18 protein-coding genes are annotated in these 21,321 nt (G+C 62.3%); 9 read left to right on the plus strand and 9 right to left on the minus strand.

Translation table 11 applies throughout. From position 1 onward, the window contains the following. The first annotated feature begins 249 nt into the window (after positions 1–249). On the plus strand, positions 250–882 hold the full coding sequence (locus DK366_RS15505; protein WP_109126467.1) for a TetR/AcrR family transcriptional regulator: 633 nt from the start codon (positions 250–252) through the stop codon (positions 880–882). A 39-nt stretch (positions 883–921) separates the two neighbouring features. Here DK366_RS15505 and DK366_RS15510 read toward each other — a convergent pair whose 3' ends face one another. Both DK366_RS15510 and DK366_RS15515 read right to left on the minus strand, forming a co-directional pair. Then, positions 922–1,365: a hypothetical protein gene (locus DK366_RS15510; protein ID WP_109126468.1), complete on the minus strand. Its 444-nt coding sequence runs from the start codon at positions 1,363–1,365 to the stop codon at positions 922–924. Positions 1,366–1,433: 68 nt separating this feature from the next. Further along, entirely contained in the window at positions 1,434–3,608 is a 2,175-nt protein-coding gene (locus tag DK366_RS15515; RefSeq protein WP_109126469.1) for a toll/interleukin-1 receptor domain-containing protein, read from the minus strand. Between the two features lie 389 nt (positions 3,609–3,997). Here DK366_RS15515 and DK366_RS15520 point away from each other — a divergent pair, with 389 nt between their 5' ends. Together DK366_RS15520 and DK366_RS15525 are read left to right on the plus strand one after the other, a co-directional pair. Next, positions 3,998–5,677, plus strand: a complete 1,680-nt coding sequence (locus DK366_RS15520; RefSeq protein ID WP_109126470.1) for a DUF4231 domain-containing protein — start codon at positions 3,998–4,000, stop codon at positions 5,675–5,677. Between the two features lie 164 nt (positions 5,678–5,841). Beyond that, entirely contained in the window at positions 5,842–7,809 is a 1,968-nt protein-coding gene (locus DK366_RS15525; RefSeq protein ID WP_232821072.1) for a beta-L-arabinofuranosidase domain-containing protein, read from the plus strand. A gap of 135 nt (positions 7,810–7,944) precedes the next feature. Here DK366_RS15525 and DK366_RS15530 read toward each other — a convergent pair whose 3' ends face one another. Then, complete coding sequence (locus tag DK366_RS15530) at positions 7,945–8,373, minus strand: DUF1801 domain-containing protein (protein WP_109126472.1); 429 nt, start codon at positions 8,371–8,373, stop codon at positions 7,945–7,947. A 53-nt stretch (positions 8,374–8,426) separates the two neighbouring features. Beyond that, positions 8,427–8,783 (minus strand): DUF1428 domain-containing protein, encoded by a 357-nt coding sequence (locus tag DK366_RS15535; protein ID WP_109126473.1) that lies wholly within the window; start codon positions 8,781–8,783, stop codon positions 8,427–8,429. 638 nt (positions 8,784–9,421) lie between these two features. Between DK366_RS15535 and DK366_RS15540 the strand changes: the two genes are divergently transcribed. Further along, complete coding sequence (locus DK366_RS15540; protein WP_109126474.1) at positions 9,422–9,910, plus strand: pilin; 489 nt, start codon at positions 9,422–9,424, stop codon at positions 9,908–9,910. Between the two features lie 186 nt (positions 9,911–10,096). Here DK366_RS15540 and DK366_RS15545 read toward each other — a convergent pair whose 3' ends face one another. Next, positions 10,097–10,624 (minus strand): TOBE domain-containing protein, encoded by a 528-nt coding sequence (locus tag DK366_RS15545; RefSeq protein WP_198651587.1) that lies wholly within the window; start codon positions 10,622–10,624, stop codon positions 10,097–10,099. Between the two features lie 349 nt (positions 10,625–10,973). Here DK366_RS15545 and DK366_RS15550 point away from each other — a divergent pair, with 349 nt between their 5' ends. From DK366_RS15550 to DK366_RS15565, 4 genes are all read left to right on the plus strand, one after another. Next, complete coding sequence (locus DK366_RS15550; protein ID WP_109126475.1) at positions 10,974–11,474, plus strand: sigma-70 family RNA polymerase sigma factor; 501 nt, start codon at positions 10,974–10,976, stop codon at positions 11,472–11,474. Positions 11,475–11,484: 10 nt separating this feature from the next. Then, a complete protein-coding gene (locus DK366_RS15555) occupies positions 11,485–12,450 on the plus strand; it encodes a DUF4880 domain-containing protein (protein ID WP_198651588.1) in 966 nt (321 codons plus the stop codon). Between the two features lie 63 nt (positions 12,451–12,513). Then, positions 12,514–14,970, plus strand: coding sequence for a TonB-dependent siderophore receptor (locus tag DK366_RS15560; RefSeq protein WP_109126477.1), 2,457 nt, complete (start codon positions 12,514–12,516; stop codon positions 14,968–14,970). A gap of 75 nt (positions 14,971–15,045) precedes the next feature. Next, the gene (locus DK366_RS15565; protein ID WP_109126478.1) at positions 15,046–16,221 is read left to right on the plus strand and encodes a PepSY-associated TM helix domain-containing protein; all 1,176 of its coding nucleotides are present in this window, start codon (positions 15,046–15,048) and stop codon (positions 16,219–16,221) included. 195 nt (positions 16,222–16,416) lie between these two features. On the opposite strand, the gene DK366_RS15575 is transcribed toward DK366_RS15565, so the two are convergent. Next, positions 16,417–17,898 (minus strand): HD domain-containing phosphohydrolase, encoded by a 1,482-nt coding sequence (locus DK366_RS15575; RefSeq protein WP_232821073.1) that lies wholly within the window; start codon positions 17,896–17,898, stop codon positions 16,417–16,419. A gap of 158 nt (positions 17,899–18,056) precedes the next feature. On the opposite strand from DK366_RS15575, the gene DK366_RS15580 reads away from it, so the two are divergent. Next, complete coding sequence (locus tag DK366_RS15580; RefSeq protein WP_198651589.1) at positions 18,057–18,836, plus strand: alpha/beta hydrolase; 780 nt, start codon at positions 18,057–18,059, stop codon at positions 18,834–18,836. A 192-nt stretch (positions 18,837–19,028) separates the two neighbouring features. On the opposite strand, the gene DK366_RS15585 is transcribed toward DK366_RS15580, so the two are convergent. From DK366_RS15585 to DK366_RS15595, 3 genes are all read right to left on the minus strand, one after another. Next, positions 19,029–19,565 carry a hypothetical protein gene (locus DK366_RS15585; RefSeq protein ID WP_109126480.1) on the minus strand — a complete coding sequence of 179 codons (537 nt, stop codon included), beginning with the start codon at positions 19,563–19,565 and terminating at the stop codon, positions 19,029–19,031. A 2-nt stretch (positions 19,566–19,567) separates the two neighbouring features. Further along, the gene (locus tag DK366_RS15590; protein ID WP_109126481.1) at positions 19,568–19,948 is read right to left on the minus strand and encodes a hypothetical protein; all 381 of its coding nucleotides are present in this window, start codon (positions 19,946–19,948) and stop codon (positions 19,568–19,570) included. Positions 19,949–20,337: 389 nt separating this feature from the next. Further along, positions 20,338–21,249 (minus strand): AraC family transcriptional regulator, encoded by a 912-nt coding sequence (locus DK366_RS15595; RefSeq protein ID WP_109126482.1) that lies wholly within the window; start codon positions 21,247–21,249, stop codon positions 20,338–20,340. Positions 21,250–21,321 lie beyond the last annotated feature (72 nt).

Below are 21,321 nucleotides of genomic sequence, written 5' to 3' on the forward strand. Positions count from 1 at the left end.
CCGAGGGCAGCAGAGCCCCGCCCCGCAGGCCGTTGGCCACGCAGGTGTGACGTTTGCTGTTCCCCTTCCGGGCAGGCTTACCCGGCGATCACCGCCGGCATGGATAGATGCCGTGACAGTGGTTGGCGAGCGGATTCTGGGAACCGAGCATGACAAGTGAATGACTATTCATTCACTGTTTGTTCGAGACGTCGAAGCTGACACAATGCGCGCCGGGAATGCGCATCAGGGAAGCCAGGGGGAAGCCACGTGACGTCGACCACCAACCGCCGCAGCAGCAAGACGAACGCCGAGGAACACGGCGCCGCGCAACGCACTCGCATCCTGGCCGCCGCACGCCAGCGCTTCATCGAGCAGGGCTTCCACGCCGCCACCATGGAAAGCATTGCCCAGCAGGCGGGCGTGAGCACGGGCCTGAGCTATCGCTACTTCCAGAACAAGCGTGCGCTGGTGCTGGCGATGATCGAACAGAACCTGGAAGAAGATCGCCGCAACCTGCAAAGCCTGTCGCCCACTGCCAGCCTCGCCGGCTTCGTCGACGACCTGGCCATGATGTTTTCCCAGCGCGACGCCGATGCACGCAGCGCCGTGCTGTTCTCCGAAATCACCGCCGCGGCCACGCGCGATCCGGAAATCGGCAAGGCACTGGAACACGCCGAAGCCGTGGCCCGCGAAGACTTCATCCACTGGCTGAAGGAACGCGATGCGGCCATGGGCATCACCAGCACCATCGAGGAATTGCGCGTGCGCGAGCTGGCGATGCGCTGCATCTTCTTTGGCCTGATCGTGCGCAGCACGCGCGAACCGGATCAGGACGTGGAACAACTGAAAGTGATGCTGCGTCGCGTGCTGCCGCTGGTGATGCACGACGACGGCACCTGAAGGCAGCGAGCGCCGTTAAGCGCTCGCCTGCCCTGCCCGTCAGGTGTTCTTGATCGTCGGGTTGGGATTGCTGGAGTGACCGCAACCGAACGTGAGCGGCACGCCGAAGACCTTGTTGCCGAACTTGGCGAACAGCTGGTAATGCCACATGCCTTCGCTGTGCTTGTCGTGGTGATGGTTGTGGATGCTGATCCGGTGTTTTCCTTCCGCGCGCAGGTCCCGAAAAATCCGGCCAGTCGGCTTGCGGATCAGCCACGTGAAGCCCGGGTTGTCCAGATCGTCGAGCGCGCAGAATCTGCCACCCGCGGCATTGCCGGTGAGCGTCCAGGTAATGGTGTGCGGACCGCCTTCGCTGGCGGTTTTATCGAACGCGTGGTGACGCTTCTTGCCGCGGATCACGAGGTGGTTGTACTCCTCGTCGCGGTCGAGATCGTAGTAGAGCTCCACGTTGATCTCGACGTTGCTGGGGTTGCTCAGCTTCATGGCTCACTCCCGTCAGTGAAGGATGGCGCTCCTTGCCGGCGAGTGCTCCCACCATCTGGCCGCCCCGGTCAGCCAGGTGTGTCATTGCGATTGTTCTGCGCCAGCAGCCGCTTCTGGAAATCGGCGTTGACGGGATACGCCATATGCTGGCGACGCAGGAAGGCGAGCCATTCGGCATCGCGATACCCGCTGCTCCACAGTTGTTGTACGAGCGGCTGCGCTGCTACGTCATGCCCCAGCGCAAGGCGAGCCTGTGCTTCGCGCGCCACCAGACGAGGATCGTTGCCACCGCCCAGCTGCCCGCGTGCCAGCGCAATCACGTTGGCGCGCCATGACTCAGCGTCAGCTTGATTCGCACTGCTGGCAGCGAGCAGCAACTGCGCATCCATGCTGTCGAGCACGAGGGACCGCTCGTGCGGCTGCTTGGCCAGCAAGGGCTTGAGTACGTCCATCGCCACCAATGCCTGCGCATGCGCCTCGTCTGCGTGGCCTGAAGCCAGGGTCTCGGCAGCCTGTTCGTTCAAGGCTTCGGCGCGGAAGCGCTGCAGCAGCGCATCCGTCGGGCTTTCCTGCGCGAGCTTCGTGGCGATGGCAACGGATTTGGCCGTCCATTCCTTCGCAGAAGCAAGGTCGCCATTGAGGCGCTTGAGGCGCGCCAGCTGCGTGGCACCCCGCGACACGTCCTCCTGAAATCCGTCGTTGTCCGGGTTGTCGGCCACCAGATGTTCGGCCATGTCCACCGATTGCTGCAGATGATGCATGCCATCGTCGTCAGCACCGGCCAGCGCCAGCGTTCGACCCAGGATGGCCCGGACGCCGAGCATCGCATCGCGCTGGTTGATGTCGTCGGGGTGCTTCGCGGCCAGCGCCGTCTCGATGGCATCGTCCGCGGCGTATTCCTCGATGGCCCGCGCAAGGTCGCCGCGCAGCAATGCCAGCTTGCCGATATTGTTGTGCGCACCGCCCAGTTCGGACGTCCATTCAGCGCGCGATGGATCGATGGCAACCAGTTTCCCCGAGAGTGCCAGCGCACTTGCATAGGGCGCCGCGGCGTCGTCGAGATGGCCTTGCGCTTCCAGTACGTGGCCAAGGTTGTTGTCGAGCATTTCCAGCCCGAACAGCCAGTCCGGATCATCGTGGGCGTAGGGCGCGGCGCGCTCCAGCACGTGTTTTCCGGCATCGAAATTGATCTTCGCCTTTTCCAGCTCGCCCTCGAACCAGTGGGATTGCCCGATGAAGGACAGCAGGCGCGCCCACTGCACTTGCCGCGGAACATCGGCGGGGGCTTTCTCCGCCAGCGAAGCGGCCAGACGCGCAGCGGCCTCGAACGAGACGATGGCCTCCGCCAGATGCCCCTGCTCACGCTGCACGGCGCCAATCTTCTCCATCGCCTTCACGCGATGCGCCAGCACCTGGTCGGTCACATCGTTGGTGGGCATGGACGCGAAATACTTCATCGCGCGATCGTCGACATCTTCCATGATGTCCAGTCGCTCGACCTGGTGCAGCTTGTCGCTGAGGTCACCGAGCATGAAATCCACCAGATCTTCCGCCTGATGCTGACGACGCTCTGCATCCGCGCGCGCCAACTCCGCCGCGTGGCGCGCCTTTGTCGCCACGATGGCCAACGCACCGGTCACCATCGCCACCAGCAATGCGGCTGCGGTGATCAAGGTCAGCCGACGATTGCGTCGTTGCAGTTCGCGCCGCTTCAGGCTGTCGAAACTCACGTCCAGCAGGCCGGCGAGCAGCTTCAGCTTGGCATTGCGACGCCCGTCCTTGCCCGCACGAACATCCGCGGCAATGGGCTCGATTGGCGTTGCACCGGAACGCAGTGCAGGCGCGAAACACTCCTGCCCCTCCACGCCCGGCTCGCCATCCACGATCAGGCAGAAGATGCGTCCCCCGTGCCCGAGCTGCTGGTAGGCCAGCACCTCCTGCTGCACCCAGCGCGACGCAGCCGACGCGGGCGAACAGATGACGATGAGGTTGGCCGATTGCGCCAGCGCTTCACGCACCTTGGAACCGAGGTCGTTGGCGCTGGCCAGCTCCTCGCGATCACGAAAAATGGGAGTGAGCCGCCGCGGCGTGATGCCCGCCGCCGTGCGAACGCCGACGAGGCGCGACGGCACGCGATAGGTTTCAAGGCTCCGGTGCAGCCAGCCTGCCCAGGACGCATCCCGATGGCTGTAGCTGATGAACGCGCGATACCGGAAGGCCGGTGTCGCCGGGGACTGCCTCATGGCGCCTTGCACTCCGAAAGGAGGCTGGGGCCATCCTGGCCGCGACAGTCTTGTGGCTTGGGGCCGGCAGGCATCCGGTGAGTCGACCGGCCAGGAATGGCAGCCCCCTCTGCCCATCGCAAGATCCTACCATAATGTGAATTGCATCACATTTTTGGTGCTAGGCTGATTCGGCAGTGCTGGGGTCGGGGAAAGGGAACGCGGCGGTGCGAACGGCTTTTGCTTGTCACTCCCGCGAAAGCAGGGGGCCAGCGTCGTTGGCTGCATGCCAAAGGCGCTGGATGACCGGCCCTTCGGCCCTTTAAAAGCGCTTCCTGCTTTCGCAGGGACGACGGTGAAGTTGGATGGACGTCCAGACGGGACTTTGAGCACGCTCAAAGGAAGCTGCCATGACACCTTTGGTTATCGGCGTCACGAGCCATCGCAACATCGCCGCGTCGGAGATCGAGCCGATCAGGCAACGCATCTGCGAATTCCTCACTCTTCTCAAGAATCAGTTCCCCTCATTGCCCCTGGTGGCGCTTTCCTCGCTGGCCGAAGGCGGCGATCAACTTTTTGCGACCGAAGCCCTGGCCGCCGGCGCGCGACTGGTGGTTCCGCTTCCCCTGCCCCGCGATCTGTACGTCGAAGACTTCATCGACGCTGATGTCCGCGAACGTTTTGATGAGCTGTTCCGCCAGGCCGACGTGATCCGGCTGCCGCTGCTGAAGAGCCAGTCCCGCGAGGCACTGGAAGGCCACGGCGAAGCGCGCAACCGCCAATACGCGAAAGCCGGCGTGTTCATCGCCAGCCACGCGCACATCCTGGTCACCATATGGGACGGCAAGGATTCGGGACGACTCGGCGGCACCGCGCAAGTGGTGAAGTATTACCTGCACGGTTCGCTGCCCGGCATCATCGAGCGCCCACGACAGGCGCGGCACATCCTCAGCGGCGGCGACGAGCATCTGCTTTATCACATCGTCTGCTCGCGCGAAGGATCGAACGGATCGGTCGGCGACGGTTTGACACCGCTGCAAACCCTCTGGCGCACCGGCGACGAGGTGTCGCTGGAAAAAAAGATGCCGGACGAATTCGCGCTGATGATCCGGCACATGGTCGAGTTCAACAACGACTGCGCGAAATACGACACGGAGATCGAAGCCACCTACCCCGCGCTGTCCAACAGTGAAGCCGGCCCGGAAAGCGTCGATTACCTGTTCCGCTGCGCCGACTGGCTGGCCATGCACTTCCAGAAGCGCGTGCTGCTCGCGCTGCGCGCCACCTTTACGCTCGCTGCGCTGATGGGTATCGCGTTCACCTTCTACGCGCACATGTCCCACCAGGACCACATGATCTATTTCTTCCTGCTGCTGTTCGCGCTGGGCGGCATCGTGGCTGCGCTGGCAGGCCGCCGTGAATGGCACCGGAAATACCTGGACTACCGCGCACTCGCCGAGGGTCTTCGCATCCAGCTGTACTGGCGCCGTGCGGGCATCCTGAAAGACACCGACCACGAGTTCGCGCACGACAATTTCCTGCAGAAGCAGAACATCGAGCTGGGCTGGATACGCAACGTGATGCGCGCCGTGGGCCTGCATCCGCCCACGCGCCCCGAGCCGGATGCGCTGTCGCGCGTCATCAGCGAATGGGTGGGCGAATCCGGCCAGTCAGGGCAACTGCACTACTTCGAGCGCAAGACGGCCGAAAGCGCGGGCCTGCATCACTTCACCGAAATCGTGGGCGCGGTGAGCCTGTGGGCGGGTATTTCCATCAGCGTGTTCCTGGCCATCTTCGCGCTGAAGCTGCCGGAAACCACCAAGACCACGCTGGTGATGATCATGGCGGTGCTCTCCATTGTCGCTGCCGTGCGCGAAGCCTACGCCTACCGCAAGGCCGACAAGGAACTCATCCGTCAGTACCGCTTCATGCAGCGCATTTTCAGCGGTGCGCGCGCGGCACTGGATCGCACTGACGATCCCAACGAGAAGCGCGGCATCCTCCGCTCACTCGGCGATGCGGCGCTGACCGAACACGCAGAGTGGACACTGATGCGCCGCGAGCGACAGGTGGAGCACAGCAAATTTTAGACGTCTAAATTTTCCAGCGATGATGCTTACTGCTGTGTCCATTTGAATTTGTCCGACAATTAGACAACACTCGGCGCGCACCTGAAAACGGGAACACGCGCATGCCGCCGCATTTTTCGAAGAGCCGCCGGTCTTTCCTGCAAGGCGTCACTGTAGCCGCTGCCATGAGCGCGATGACATTTGTTCCGCGCGAAGCAGCCGCCACGTCGAACGCGAAGGCGCAGGCAGGACGTGCGGGACAAGCGCCGCCGTTCCCGCAGGCACCCTTGATGCAGCAACCCTTTGCGTTGCTTCCCACCGGCTCGATCAAGGCCACCGGCTGGTTGCGTCGACAACTGGAGATCCAGGCAAACGGGCTGGGTGGTCACCTCGACGAGTTCTGGCCCATCGTGGGGCCGGAGAGCGGCTGGCTCGGCGGCAAAGGCGAGTCGTGGGAAGACGGCCCCTACTTTCTTGATGGCCTGGTGCCGCTTGCCTGGCAGCTGGATTCGGCGCCGCTCAAGGCCAAGGCGATGCGGTTCATCGACTGGACGCTGGACCACCCTTGGCGCAATGGCATGTTCGGCCCGCGCAGCAACGATGACTGGTGGCCGCGCATGGTAATGCTCAAGGTGCTGACGCAGTATCACGAGCTCACCGGCGATGCGCGTGTCATGCCATTGATGACGCGCTACTTCCACTATCAGCTGCAAGCCCTTCCCGCTCGCCCCTTGAGCGATTGGGGCCGCATGCGCTGGCAGGACGAGCTGGTGTCCGTGCTGTGGCTTTATCAGCGCACGCAGGATGCCAAGTTGCTGCAGCTTGTGCAGCTGCTCAAGCAACAGGGCTACGACTGGCAAGCCATGTTTGCCCGCTTCCCTTTCACCGAGAAAACCGACGCCGAGGCGCTGCGCAAGAAGGCCGGCAACTCGGACGCGTTCATGCAGGACCTCGGCCTGCAGGTGCACGGCGTCAACAACGCGCAGGCACTGAAGGCATCACCCGTGTGGTCCGTGGTGTCAGGCAGCGGTTCTGATCGCGAAGCCATTCAACACCAGCTGCACATGCTCGATACCTATCACGGCCTGCCCAACGGCATGTTCTCGGCGGACGAACATCTGGCCGGACGCAGCCCGTCGCAAGGCACCGAGCTGTGCACCGTGGTGGAGACCATGTTCTCGCTGCAGGTGGCGCTGGCCATCACCGGCGACGCCGCACTGGGCGACCGACTGGAGCGCATCGCGTTCAACGCGCTACCGGCCGCCTTGAGCGACGACATGTGGTCGCATCAATACAACCAGCAGCCCAACCAGGTGGAATGCAGCCTGCATAGCCGCCCATGGACCACCGACGGCCCGGAATCGAACCTGTTCGGGCTTGAACCCAACTTCCGCTGCTGCACGGCCAATTTCCACCAGGGCTGGCCCAAGTTCGCCAACAGCGTGTGGATGGCCACTGCCGACCAAGGCCTTGCAGCCATGAGCTATTCGCCGTGCACGGTGACGACGGTGGTGCGTGACGTACCGGTGGTCGTTGAACAAACCAGCGACTACCCTTTCCGCCAGTCCGTCAACATCACGGTGACGCCGCAACAGGCGCTGCGCTTTCCCCTGCGGCTGCGCATGCCAGGATGGTCGAAAGACACGCGCATCTCGGTGAACGGGGAATCGGTGACCGCCGCTCAGGGTTTCACCACTATCGAACGCACGTGGGCGCCCGGTGACACAATTGAAGTGACCTTCGGCGCCGACGTGGCGTTCGAACGCGGCTTCAACGGCGCCCTCAGTTTCAGTCGCGGCGCCCTGGTCTATGCGCTGCCGATCAAGGAAAACTGGCTACTCTGGCGCAAGCGCGGCCTGACCAACGACTGGCAAATCTATCCCGGCTCGCGCTGGAACCTCGGCATGCATGCCGATACGCCCATCACCGTGAGCGAACATCCCATCGGCGACAAACCGTTCGCGGGCGCGACTCCCGCCGTGCAGCTGGCAGTGCAAGGTCAGTACGTGCCGGACTGGAAAGCAACGGACGGCAGCGCAGACCCCATCCCCGCCAAAGCCGAGCCTGCCTCGGACGAAGCCGCGCAATCCATCACGCTGACACCCTACGCCGGTGCCAAATTGCGCATTGCTGCGTTTCCATCACTCAGCTGAAAAGCGGAAGCGCCTACTCATCCTTCCGGCGGTCGCGCACTCAACGGCAGCGGCGTCCTGATGATGGACCCGGTATCTTGGCTATCGCTGGGATACCGCTCCACCACGACCTGCTCGAATTCGCCAACAACCGCGCTAAATGGCCGTCTGATCGATGCCGTATTGCATCGCCGCTTTCAGTGTCTCTACGTTGATATCGCCGAGCGCCTTGAACTTGATGCAATACCCGGTGACCTTGGCCTTGCCGAGGTCTTTCCCATAGGCCTGCGCCAGGTACTTCTTGTCTTCGATGCCGAGTATGTAGACGGAAATTCCCGTGGTATTTGCGCTGATGCCTATCTGGTAGAACTCCTTGGTATCGCCGTTGGCATATTTCAGCGTCTGAGTTCCGTATCCCACGTTGGGATTGGACACGGTTTTGCCCGAAGCATCCTTGCCATCCAGAAACCACAATTTGCCCTTCGGCAGAAGATCCCGAATGAAGCCGTGCAATGCCTTCATGTCGCTGCGCTTCGGTTCCGACTGGGCAGCGAAGTAATCCTTGATCTGTTCGTCGATGCTCATACGGTCTCCTGCCTGATGGGGTCGCCCCTCGCTGCCACCGCTCAAAGGTCGCCCTACTTCGGCAAGCTGACCACCGACTTGAAGCCGCCAAAGATCATGCGCTTGCCGTCGAACGGACAGTCCGCAGCGTCCTGCATGCGCGGGTCTGCCATGAATTTCGCCATGCCAGCATCGCGAGTGGCCTTGTCCGGCCATTCCACCCAGGAGAACACCACGGACTCATCCTGCGTCGCCTGCACGGCGCGGCGAAAATCGGTGACCTTGCCGTCGGGCACATCGTCGCCCCAGCACTCCACCACCCGGATGGCGCCGTACTCCACGAAAATGGCATCGAACTTGGCCGCGTGTGCAATGAACTTTTCGCGGTTGGCGTTGGGTACGGCGATCACGAAACCATCGATGTAGGACATGAATGTCTCCTTGGCGTGAAGGGTGGCCGGCATGGTCACCTTTACGTACTCGACGAACGAGCGCCTGCGGAATCGACATAAGGTTATGGAGAAATTGCCCGCCATGGATCGAAAGCGAATCGTTTCCTGATCCGTACTTGCGTCCATCTGACCGACAAGCTCCGCGCCACCCACGATATCTTCGCTGCCCCTGGGCGGAATACCTCCATGTGACCATCGCTACAGCTCCGCGCGCTGCGCCTGCCTTCGCCGGAACCGATGCTTGGCGATGCGTGAAACCGCGTCGGCCTTCCCGAAAGCCGGATGTCACCCGCCAGCGGGGGTTCGGTTCGCACCACTGCAACACACCATCAGCAGCATAGCTCCACCACCCGCCAGCCAGGCTGTTTCACCGAAACGACAACTTTCCCGTCCCGTTGTTGGCATCGAGATCCTTGCGGTTGTGGTGATTTGATCAAGAAAACTTGGGTGAACCCAGTCACGGTCGACTTTCGCCTCGCCTTGGTTGTCGCGCCAGTCGCCAGGCGTGCACTGGGAGTGACAAGTAACGGGTGTCGCGTTTTTGATGGGCGTGCGCCGGGTAAACTTACGCTTTCCACGCATTAGTTTTCGTTAGTGGGTCAATACAGGGGGCCACCATGAAGAATTTGCAGAAGGGATTTACGCTGATCGAATTGATGATTGTGGTCGGGATCATTGCGATCCTTGCCGCCATCGCCGTACCGCAATACCAGACCTACGTCATCAAGTCGCAGGTGACACGAGCCGTGAGCGAAGCCAGCGACGCCCGGATACTTTTGGAAGACTGCGCAACCAGTGGCAAAGTCCAGTTGGGAACCTCCCAGGGACAGTGCGACACGACCCCCATCGTTGGTTCTGACATTCTGCAAGGAGGGTCACAGATTGGGGCCACGCTGCCACCCGGCACGGGCGTACCGCATATCCAGCTTCCGCAGGACGCAGCGGGCCACGGCATAGTCACGGCCGAACTTGGCAATCACGTCCAATCCCGCATAGACAAGGGCACCATTACCTGGACTCGTGATACCAGCGGCGGCTGGAGCTGCACGGTGGATTCAATCATTGGCAGCAAGTACGCCCCGGCGAGCTGCCCGTTTCAGCCTTGATCCGCCTGCTCTGGGTGCCGACTCGCGTCCGCCAAGGCGCTGAATCCCTCGGGGACAGGGCATCGATGTGCTGCCCACCGCCAACATCACTCGTTGCCCCCAGACCCCAGGCGAAACGCTCATCAGCAGAGCCCATGCGGATCAGGCGAGATCTCGCGCGATGACAGCCTGGCAGGCGCTTTGCTCCTAGGGATCGGACGTCCCCACGATGATGCTCGATGCCTTGATGATGGCCACGACGGTCATGCCTTCATGCAATTGGAGCGCATCGAGGCTCCCGTTGGTGATGATCGAAACGATGACGTTGCCGCCATCCAGCTGGACACTGACTTCGGCGTTTACTGCGCCACGCTTGACGTTGGAAACCGTCCCCTTCAGCTGATTGCGCGCAGACAGTCGCGTTGAATCGTCAGGCACGCCTATGATCACCGAGGAAGCCTTGATCAAGGCGAATGCGCTTTTGCCAACAGTGAGCCCCAGGGTCTTCGTGCTTTCATGAGTAACGGTGGCCGTCAATCGCTGACCACCCTGGATATCCAGCTGGATGACGTCATTGACGGCGCCGTTATCGATAGCGGCCACGGTGCCGGTCAGCTGGTTTCTTGCACTCGTCTTCATCATGAAATGCCTCGCCAGTTCGATGTCGGAAAACGGATTGTCGGCGACCCCGAGCCCACCTTCCACAGAACGATGTGACCCTTCGACGAAAGGCACATCCAGTTCATGAAAGGCGATCGCAAAAAGATCTGGCCACGTTCTCCCCGATGATGGGGATCAAGGCATCGGGTGCCCGCCATGGATCGGAGCAGACCTGCAAATCGACCGCTTCAGTCCTGCCCGAACTGAGGCCCGGCAGCAGCCTCGCCCGCGCCAAGGATAGGGGGCAAAGGACAGCCGCCTCGGCCTTTGGATACATCAAATCTTTACGATGCAAACCGGAAGACTGGCGTCGGCCGCCCTACCAAGGGCGATAGCTGCCAAGGCGCGCCGGGGCTCCGCAGGGTTCGCAAATGATAAGACTTCTCATTTACAATAAGGGCCAAAGGAGAACCCAGATCATCCAATGACCGGAACCCACACCAGCCACGCCATTGTTCACAGGTTCTACGGCGAACATCAGCCGTGGCTGCTGCACCGGTTGCACTCACGCGTTCGCCATCGTGAGGACGCGGAGGATTTGACGGCAGAAACGTTCCTGCAGGTCATGCAGCAACGCGACCTGGCCGACATTCGGGAACCGCGCGCCTTCCTGACCACCCTGGCCAAACGCATCCTCTTTCATTTCTGGCGGCGCCGGGATCTTGAGCAGGCTTACCTTGATGCGCTGAGTCTTCAGCCGGCGACGCAGGCGCTCTCCGCGGAAGAACATAACGATCTGGTCGAGACGCTGCTGCGCGTGGATCACGCGCTGGATGGCCTTCCATCCAAGGCCAAGACGGCTTTTCTCTACAGCCAGATCGATGGACTCACGCACAAGGAAATCGCGGCGCGGCTGGGTCTTTCGACGATGACCGTGCGCCGCCACATTGCCCGCGCCGTCGAACGATGCTGCGCGCTGGCGTGACATGGCGCGCATGAGTTCCACCGACGCCCTGATGCGCCAGGCGGTGACATGGCATGTGTTGCTGAATTCCGGCGATGCCAATGACGACGACCACCAACGTTTCCAGGCGTGGCTGGAAAAGCACCCCAGTCATGGGGATGCCTGGAAGCGGGTTCACGGCGCGCTGGACAAGGCGCTATCTCCCTTGCGTGACCAGGCCGGCGCTGATCCGGTTGCCGCTCGCGCGTTGCGTAATGTCATTGAGCGACCGCCACGCCGGCGATTCATACGCGGCGCGCTGGCGGTTACAGGCATCGGCATCAGCGGTGGCTTGCTGTTGTCGCGCATGGAACCGCTGGATGCGCTGGGTGCGGACTTTGCCACGGGCACCGCAGAACGCCGCCAGTTCGATTTGGGAAACGGCAACACCTTGCAGCTCAATGCACGTTCCATCGTGAACAGGGCCGACGGCGCACTGCGCCTGGAGCGTGGCGAGATGCTGGTCACCTGCACGGAGGCGGCGACGCCATTCCAGGTGAATTGCGATTCGGCGCGCATCCTCAGTCATGGCGGGCGCTTCATGGTTCGAAAGGAAGGCTCGCGTGCGCTCGTGGTGGCCATGGAGGGGCCGTTGGCCATCGAACCTGGTCAGGGACGCTCTTCGCTTGCGTTGGCAGAAGGCCTCGGCGTCTATGTGGAGCATGCAACCGTGACGCCCTATGCCGGTGATGCCACGGCCTCGGCAGCCTGGCAGCGTGGCCTTCTTGAAGTGGACAATCAGCCGTTGGCCCAGGTCGTGGATGCGCTGCGCGCGTACCGCCATGGCTATATCCGCCTTTCCCCAAGGGCCGCGACCCTGCCCGTGCTTGGCGTGCTTCCGCTTGACGACACCGATCGGGCGCTGGACCTGCTTGGGGCGACATTGCCGATCCACGTAACGCACTACGGTCCGTTGCTGGTAGTGATCGATACCGCCCGGATCGGGTCGGTCGGGTGAACACTTTTACCGTGGTCGTTACACAAGGCTAGCGAAGAACCTTCCTTTCCTCGCGAGCCCCTTATGCATCGTCCTCCTTATGCGCAGTCCCGACTGCGTGCCGCCATCTGCCTTGGCCTGTCGCTGACCCTTTCCTCCGTGGCACTCGCACAGTCGAGCGACGGCCATTCGGGTGCGGCCAATACCGACGGCCGCCTGTCTTTCGACCTGCCCGCGGGGCCCCTGGGCACCACGTTGCTCCGCATCGCCAGCCGAAGCGGCCACCTGATATCGATCGACCCTGCCGTGGTGCAGGACAAGCAGTCCCCTGCGGTGCGCGGAAGCTATACGGGCGAACAAGCTGCCGAACTTGCCCTGGCGAACAGCGGCTTGTCGATCGCAACGACGACCGGCAACGCGTGGACCCTGGTTCCGGCTGCCGCCAACGCACGGCCAGCGGCGCCAGCAAAGACTTCGGCTTCCGTCGGCAGCGCAAAAACACTCGGCGCCATGCAGGTCTACGGCGTGAACTCGGCCACCTATGCCGCATCGGACAGCAGCGCGGGAACGAAAACGGCCACGCCGCTGCTGGAAACCCCCGAGGCGATTTCCGTGGTGACGCGCGCGCAGATGGACGCGCAAGGCGTGCAGAACGTGCCGCAAGCATTGCGTTACACGTCCGGCATCCTTACCGCGCAACGCGGTTTCAGCCAGGACGGTGGCGGGCTGGAGGAAATGTACGTACGCGGCTTCATGGTGGATCAATACCTTGATGGCCTGCGCTTGCCGAGTCGCTCGGTGGCTTCCTACGGCGCGTCCGCCATCGACCCGTACGACCTGGAAAGCATCGAGCTGGTGCACGGGCCGGCATCGGTCATGTATGGGCAATCCAGCCCGGGCGGCCTGGTCAACCTGGTCAGCAAGACCCCCACGGATACGCCATTGCACGAAGTCGGCGTGCAGACCGGAAGCTACGCACGCAAGCAATTGCAGTTCGACCTGAGTGACGCATTGAGCGACACGGTGACCTATCGCGTGACGGGCCTGGGGCGGGATGCCGATACACAGGTCGACCACGTCAGCGACAAACGCGTGATGCTTGCGCCTTCATTGCGCTGGAAGCCAAGCGACAGCACCTCCCTGACGATATTGAGCGGATACCAGCTGGACCCCGATGCCGGCTACTACAACACGCTGCCCTACGTGGGTACCGAGCAGCGCGCGCCGTTCGGCACCATCCCCACGAATCTCGATCCGGGCGACCCGGACTTCGACAAGCATCGGCGCAAGCAATACTGGCTTGGCTACAGTTTCGAGCATCGCTTCAACGACACCTGGGACTTCCGCCAGAACACGCGTTACATGGACAACAGCGACACCTTGCGGGGCGTGTTCGCCAATGGCTGGACCTGGAACGATGGAAGCCTCGCTGATCACACGCTGGGACGCTACGCGCTCGCCATGCACGAAGTGACGCGATCGTTCACCGTCGACAACCAGTTCCACGCGCACGCCGAAACGGGCCCCGTCACGCACGACGTACTCATGGGGCAGGATTATCAGCGCACGCTTTTCCAGCAGGAATACGGCTACAACTGGTTTGGCGTGCCCGGCCTGGACGTGCTCAACCCCACGTACGGCGTCCCCATCGCTGCGCCCGCCATCACGGCCGACCAGCACACGCGCATCTCGCAGACGGGCATCTATGCGCAGGACATGATGAGCTGGGATCGCTGGCGCCTGCTGCTGGCCGGTCGTGAAGACTGGGCCCGCTCCGATACCACCGATGCCATCGCCGGTACCGCCATCGAGCAGTCAAAGCACAAGTTCACTTCCCACGTTGGCCTCACCTATGTTTCCGATGTCGGCCTGGCGCCCTACGTAAGCTACGCCACGTCGTTCCAGCCGCAGGCGACGGCATCGCTGGATGGTGGTGGCACCCCGCCACCGACGACCGGAACGCAGTATGAGTTCGGCATGAAGTACCAGGCGCCCGACAAGCAAAGCTTCGTCAGCGTCGCCACTTATCATCTGGTGCAGCAGAACGTGCTGACGACCGATCCGGTCACGCTGCTGCAGTACGTGACCGGCGAAGTTCGTTCACGCGGACTGGAAACCGAAGCCCATGCCCAGCTCAGCGATGCGCTGACCCTGGTGGGCAGTTACACGTACCTGCAGCAGGTCAACACCAGCACGCGCCAGACGGATGAGCTTGGCAAGCGACTCATCGGCATTCCGCGCAACACGGCAGCACTATGGTTCGATTACCGCGTGCAGGATGGCAGCCTCGAAGGCCTGAGCTTTAGCCTGGGCGCGCGCTACGTTGGTTCAAGCTACGGCGACAGCGAGAACACCTTCAGCACACCGGGTTATACGGTGTTCGATGGCGGCCTCCGCTATGAGCGGCTTGGCTGGACGTATTACCTCAACGCCTCGAACCTCACCGACCGCCGCTACGTGGCGTCCTGCCTGTATTCGCAGAATGCCTGCAATTACGGATCGCGTCGCATGGTGATCGTCGGCGCGAACTACCGCTGGTAAAGCCATCAACAGCCGGCCCATCGGGTATATGCCCCCATTCGCCAGGCGATGGGGGCATGGATAACGGATGTCTTCATGACCGCCACTCGCACTCTCAAGCACTGGTACGCCGTCCATAAGTGGGCCAGCCTGATATGCACGGCTTTCCTGTTGCTGATCTGCGTAACAGGACTCCCGCTGATCTTCCATGACGAGATCGACCAGTGGCTGGAGCCGCACGCCTACGCATCCCTGCCTGCGGATACGCCAACGGCAAGCTACGACCGCTTTGCCGCCGAAGCGCTGGCGCTGCACCCCGGTGATGTCATTGCATCCATGTACGCCGATGACGACGAGCCGGCGGTGTTCGTGCTGATGGCGCCGTCGTTCGCCGCGATAAAGGCGGACGTGAGCGTGATGTATTCCATCCGTTTCGATGCGCGCACGGCACAGGTGCTGGAGACGACCCGCAACCAGGGCGTACAGCACCGGAAGTTCACGGACCTGATGCTCGCCTTGCACACGGATCTGTTCGCGGGCCTGCGGGGCTCGTTGTTCCTCGCGCTGATGGCGTTGCTGTTTATCCTCGCCACCGTGTCCGGCATCGTGCTCTACGGCCCCTTCATGAAGAAGCTGGACTTCGGGACGATACGCCGGGGGCGCTCTCATCGGCTCAAGTGGCTCGACCTGCACAATCTGCTGGGCATCGTCACCATGACCTGGGCGCTGCTGGTTGGCGTTACGGGCACCATGAATGAACTGTCCACGCCGCTGTTTGGACTGTGGCAGCAGACCGACGTGAAGCAACTGCTCGCCTCTTACGCAGGTCACACGGTGCCTTTGCAACATGCACTGCCGTCCGTGCAGGCAGCACTGGACACGGCACAGCGCGCCGTACCTGACATGACGGTGGTGAGCGTGGTGTATCCGGGAAACCCATTCGGCAGTCCCTATCACTATCTCCTATGGGCAAAGGGCAGCAGCACGCTGACATCGCGCCTGCTCAGTCCTGTGCTGGTCGACGCACGCACGGGGGCACTCAGCGCTCTCGTGCAGATGCCGTGGTATCTCCGCGCACTGGAAGTATCACGCCCCCTGCACTTCGGGGATTACGGCGGACTTCCACTGAAAGTCCTGTGGGCACTGCTCGACCTCGTCACCATCGTGGTGCTGGCCAGCGGCCTTGTCCTTTGGGTGGCACGGCGAAAAGCGCATGCCGATCGTCTCGCCCACCTCGTCGCCGCACACCAGGCGAGCGGAGAGCGCTCATGATGCGTGGATCGTTGTCATGGCGCGTATGGCGTGCCCCCGTAGCCATAAGCGCCCTGACTCTTCTCGGTCTGGCATCGGCGCTATGGGGCGAGCATCTCGCATGGAAAGCACTGTGCTGGTTCGCACTGGCCACTCCCGTCGTGGTCGCCCTGTGGTTTGCGTGGCCGCGCAAGACGCCATGAGCGCAGGGGCGATCTAAAGCAGACCCAATTGTGATGCTTTCAAAGTGGCTGCAGCACGGGTGGTGCACTCCAGCTTGCGGAACACGCTCTCGACATGCGTGCGTACGGTACTGGGACTGATCGCCAGCTTCCTGGCGACTTCCTTGTTGCTGGCGCCAAGGCTGATACAGCGCAGCACATCGCGCTCGCGCTGCGTCAGCAGGCTGGTGATCGGCGCGACGGGCACTGTATTCCTGCTCGCCCTTGGCTTCTTCAGGAGTGCGCGAACAACGTCCGCGTCGTGTCGGCCGGCGGCGGCTTCGGACTCCAGCAACGCGCGTGCAGCGCCCTCTTCCAGCGCCGCTCGCCAGGGACGTCCCTCACGCAAGGCGGCCAGGGCGGCCGCTGCCGAAAGGATGCGCCCTTCGACAGGAATGGTTCCGGTCCTGGCCTCGCGGTAGTAACCGGAGCCATCCGGCCTTTCGTAGGCGTACGAAGCAATGTCCGCCTCCACGGCAAGGGTGCCGAGTTGTCGCGCGGCGCGTCCCGTCCAGTAGGGCACCAGACGCACGCGCTCCCATTCCGACTCCATCAGTTTTCCCGGGGTATCCCACACCATGTTCGGTACGGCGGCGCGGCCGATGCCGTGGATAAGGGCAGCGCGATACACCTTCTGGTGGCGGGCGTCGTCCAGCCCAAGTTCAATCGCCGCATGTTGCGCCAGCTGCGCCACGCGCCGCGAATGTCCCGTCATCCAAGGCAGTTTCAGGTCGATGATGTCGGCGAGTATTTCCAGCGACGTGGTACGACCGGCGAACGCTGCATCAAGCGAACACGCGCCAGCCATCGTCGGATCGTTTTCGAGTTCGGCCAGCCACTGGGCGGCGTTCTCGATAAGCAGCGATGAGAGGCCGACGGGATACAACACATCGGCGCGCTGGCCAATCAACTGGCATGCCCGCTCAAAACCGTAGAGGCGATTGAAAATGTCGAGGTCGCCGGCGAGCGTCGCCATATAGACGGACGACGGAATCTGATCGCCCTGCAAGCCATCCGGTGCGCCCGCGCCGTTGTGGCTTTCAAACAGATGCCGCAGCGCGAACTGCGCCGCCTCACTCAAACCCAGGGCCTTGGCGACATCCCCGGAGACTTCGCAATGGATGCGCGACAACGAATGAAACGCCGAGCCATTGCCCTTGGTGCCCGCGCGAAAACTGCTGCCCTCGGACTGGATGGCCAGCAGGGCCTTTCTTCCGCTGACGTCATCGCCGACCAGACGCGCGAACTCGGGCGCGTTGGCCGTGCAGCCGGACCAACGCAGCAACGCGACGGTGGTGGCGTCGACGCAGGCCAGCGCATCCGCACCGGCCACCCTGGCCAGTTGCCCGGCGATCCAGGCGGCCCGAGGTGAGTGGCTCGTGGGCTGACCCATGGCCAGGTCGCCCACGAACGCGATCGACCGGATCACGTCGAGCAGGGCGACGGCGGACACCGCTGTGTCAGATCGGGATTTCATGGGCAGGCAGCATAGCGCCCCCTTTCCCGCCGCCGCCTCGGTCATTCAACCGATGGTTGGAGCAAACCCCGGCGCGCAAGCTTTGCTCCAAGGTCGACAGCACGAACCGTCCTCCTTATATCCCGCTTCGTTTCGTCAAATAACCTTTGGAGATTCTGATGAAGATCAAAGCTTTCGCCCTCGCCTCGCTGGCCGCCATGACCCTTGCCGCCACCGCTCACGCCGCCAACGACACGGCCCCCGCGTCCCAGGATGCCATCAAGAATGTCGTGCTGGTGCACGGCGGTTTCGTCGATGGCTCCGGCTGGCAGAAGGTGTACGACATCCTCAAGAAGGATGGCTACAACGTCACTATCGTCCAGAACCCGACCACCACGCTGGCCGACGACGTCGCCTTCACCAAGCGCGCCATCGCGCAGCAGAGCGGCCCCGTTGTCCTGGTGGGCCACTCCTACGGCGGCGTAGTGATTTCCGAAGCCGGCACCGACCCCAAGGTGCAGCGCCTGGTGTACATCGCCGCCTTCGCACCCGACACCGGCGAGTCGGTGCAGAGCCTGATCGCCAACCCGCCCCCGGGCGCCTCGCAGCCGCCGATCCTGCCTCCCCAGGATGGCTTCCTGTTCCTGGACCGCGCGAAGTTCGCCGCCGCCTTCGCGGGTGACGTCTCCGCCCCCGAAGCCAGCTTCATGGCAGATTCGCAGGTGCCGTGGGGCGTCCAGGCACTGGGCGGACAAGTGACCGTGCCGGCCTGGAAGACAAAGCCGAGCTGGTACCTCGTCACCATGGACGACCACATGATTCCGCAGCAGGCGCAACACATGATGGCCAAGCGCGCAGGCTCGACTGTTGTCGAAACCTCGGGCAGCCACGCCATCTACGTCTCCAAGCCGGCTGTCGTCGCCAAGCTGATCGAGCAGGCAGCGCACGACAAGAAGTAAGCGGGTTCGGGGAGCAGGGCACCATCTGTGCCCTGCTCCCTTCTGCTTGTTGAAGCACGCTCCGGCATGCAAGCGCCGCAAGTTGCGTGACGAGTGAGGACAGGCTCAGCGCCTCGTCATGTCTTGAAGGTCTGCGTTGGATCGGAAGCAGACATCGAACGCTTCAAGCCGGCCTTCATAAACCGCACGAAGTCATGTTCGAAGCAAGCGCATGAGCGCATCCGTGGCCGCTTTCGTACGGGTGTCGTGTGGTGACCGATCGTACAGCCAGAAAAGAACAAGCGCCGTATAAAAGATATTGAGCAGGGCCAAGCGAATGAAGCCTGGGCGCTCAATACGGGCCCTGCATGCATACATGACCTTGGCGGTCCTTTGCATTCGTGCCAGTGCCTGGAACGGGTGCAATACGTCATATTGCATCACCCGCCTCACGAAAGGCTTGAGCTCCGCGTTCTGGGCGAAACGCTCGCCAATGACATCAGCGATGCACTGGGCTGGCTCCATAGCGTAGATCGCGTGCATGCTGGCATCGGAGACGTCGCTGATAAACCAGATCATGCCCGTAGGGCCATCAGGAAAGAACGCCGTCCATCTCGCTGGATCGCTGAAGGCCTCGCGCGAAGCCTGTGCCAGCGCCCTCCGGCTTACACCACAGGCAGGCACCGCATCGACGAAACACCTGGCGAGCCGCAGCTGCTCCGGATCAGCGGGTAGAACATCCCAGTTCATGCTCAATGTTCTCCCAACAACCTGACGCCGAGATGGACAGACGAACGTACGGCCTTCTGGGATCTCGTACCGTCGGCCAACCATACGAGCACACACACGCTGTACATGATCGTCATTCCCCAGATGCGAAGCCGACTGGGGCGACGCTGTTCTGCGCCGCAGAGTCCCAAGCATTGCCACATGGCGCGGGCCGTCTGGGCGGTTCTTTCCAGCGTGTCGAACGGATGCATGGCGTCAGACCGTGCAAGACTTCTCACCGCCCCTTTCAAAGGTTCGTTGTCGGCAAACCTGCGAAGGATGAGCCCTGAAAGTGCGGGCGCGCCAAGTGCGTTGGCGCAAGCGATCATCATCGCATCGGCATGCGCATTGAACTGCCACGCCACACTGCGAATCCCCCGTGGCCACTGCGAAAGCGCATCACTCGGCGATATGCCGTTGGCTGCGCAAAAAGATCGCAGAGTCGAGCTCCTCCAGCCGCAAATCGCTGCCATCTGTGCAAACTCAGTTATCAGCTCCGGGGAGCGATCTACAGGCAGCGGCTCCAGCTTTCTGTCTCCTTAAGAGGTAGGCCCGCTATCGATTGGAAGCGGACGTTTTCAACCGGTCATTCAGTCTCAGACGCGACGTTCTTGATCGCACGCATATAAATCGCACGGATGGTCGGGCGCATATCCATTTCCAAGTTTCTACTGGGCGCCTTGACCAAATTGTCCGTTACGGGTCGAGAGCGGACATCTGAATTCTCCCAAGCCAGCCTGCTCTTTCAACAGTTCTAATGCGACGAAACATAGCTCGACGCCGCCTGCTCAGGTGGTATGGCGAAGTTTTCCCTCATGCGCTTCACTTCCGCAACAGGGGGAAGGCCAAAGAGCCGTTTGAACTCGCGCGTAAATTGCGACGCGCTGGCATAACCCACCGCATAGCCAGCGGCCTCGGCTGTCATGCCCTGGCGCACCATCAACAGGCGTGCCTGATGCAGGCGGGTGGACTTCACGTACTGCATGGGCGATGTGCGCGTGACGGCCTTGAAGTGGCTGTGGAACGAGGGCACGCTCATGCCCGCTTCAAGGGCCAGTTCCGCCAGATGCATCGGCTCGGCGTAGGCGTCGTGGATGCGCCGAAGCGCCTTCCCTATCCTGCCGAATTGACCGCGCATCCCCAGCGCCGAGCGCAAGGCGGGTCCCTGCGCGCCGGTAAGTACGCGGAAATAAATTTCGCGCAGCAGCCCCGGCCCGAGTATGGCCGCCTCCAGCGGTTGGCTCATCGCTTCCAGGAAGCGCGAGACGGAACGCTGAAGTGCGGGGTCCATCGGGCTGGACATCAAGCTCTGCGGTGAGTCTTCGTTGACAGTCGCCTGATGACGATCGATCTGGATCATCAACTCGGCGGCCATCTGGAAGTCCAGATGCATATAGATGGCCAGCAACGGATGCTCCGGCGTGCCGTCCGATTCCATCGTGAAAGGAACCGGCACCGCGACCGCCAGATAGTGTTGCTGGTCGTACAGGTAGACCTGCTTGCCGAAATAGCCCCGCTTGCTGCCCTGGCACACGATGACGATACCGGGGTCGTACAGCACTGGCGTTCGCGACAGGGCGCGATCCGAACGCAGTATGCGGACGCCGGGCAAGGCTGTGAGGTTGTACCCCTCCTGAGGCGCCAGCTTCCTGGCGAGGGCAATCATGCGCCGGGTTGCTTCGCCCGGAGCCGCCTGCCGCTTAGGACCTGAAAAATCGCGGTTCATAGAAATAGGCAA

Source organism: Dyella sp. C11 (assembly GCF_003121485.1).
Classification (GTDB): domain Bacteria; phylum Pseudomonadota; class Gammaproteobacteria; order Xanthomonadales; family Rhodanobacteraceae; genus Dyella.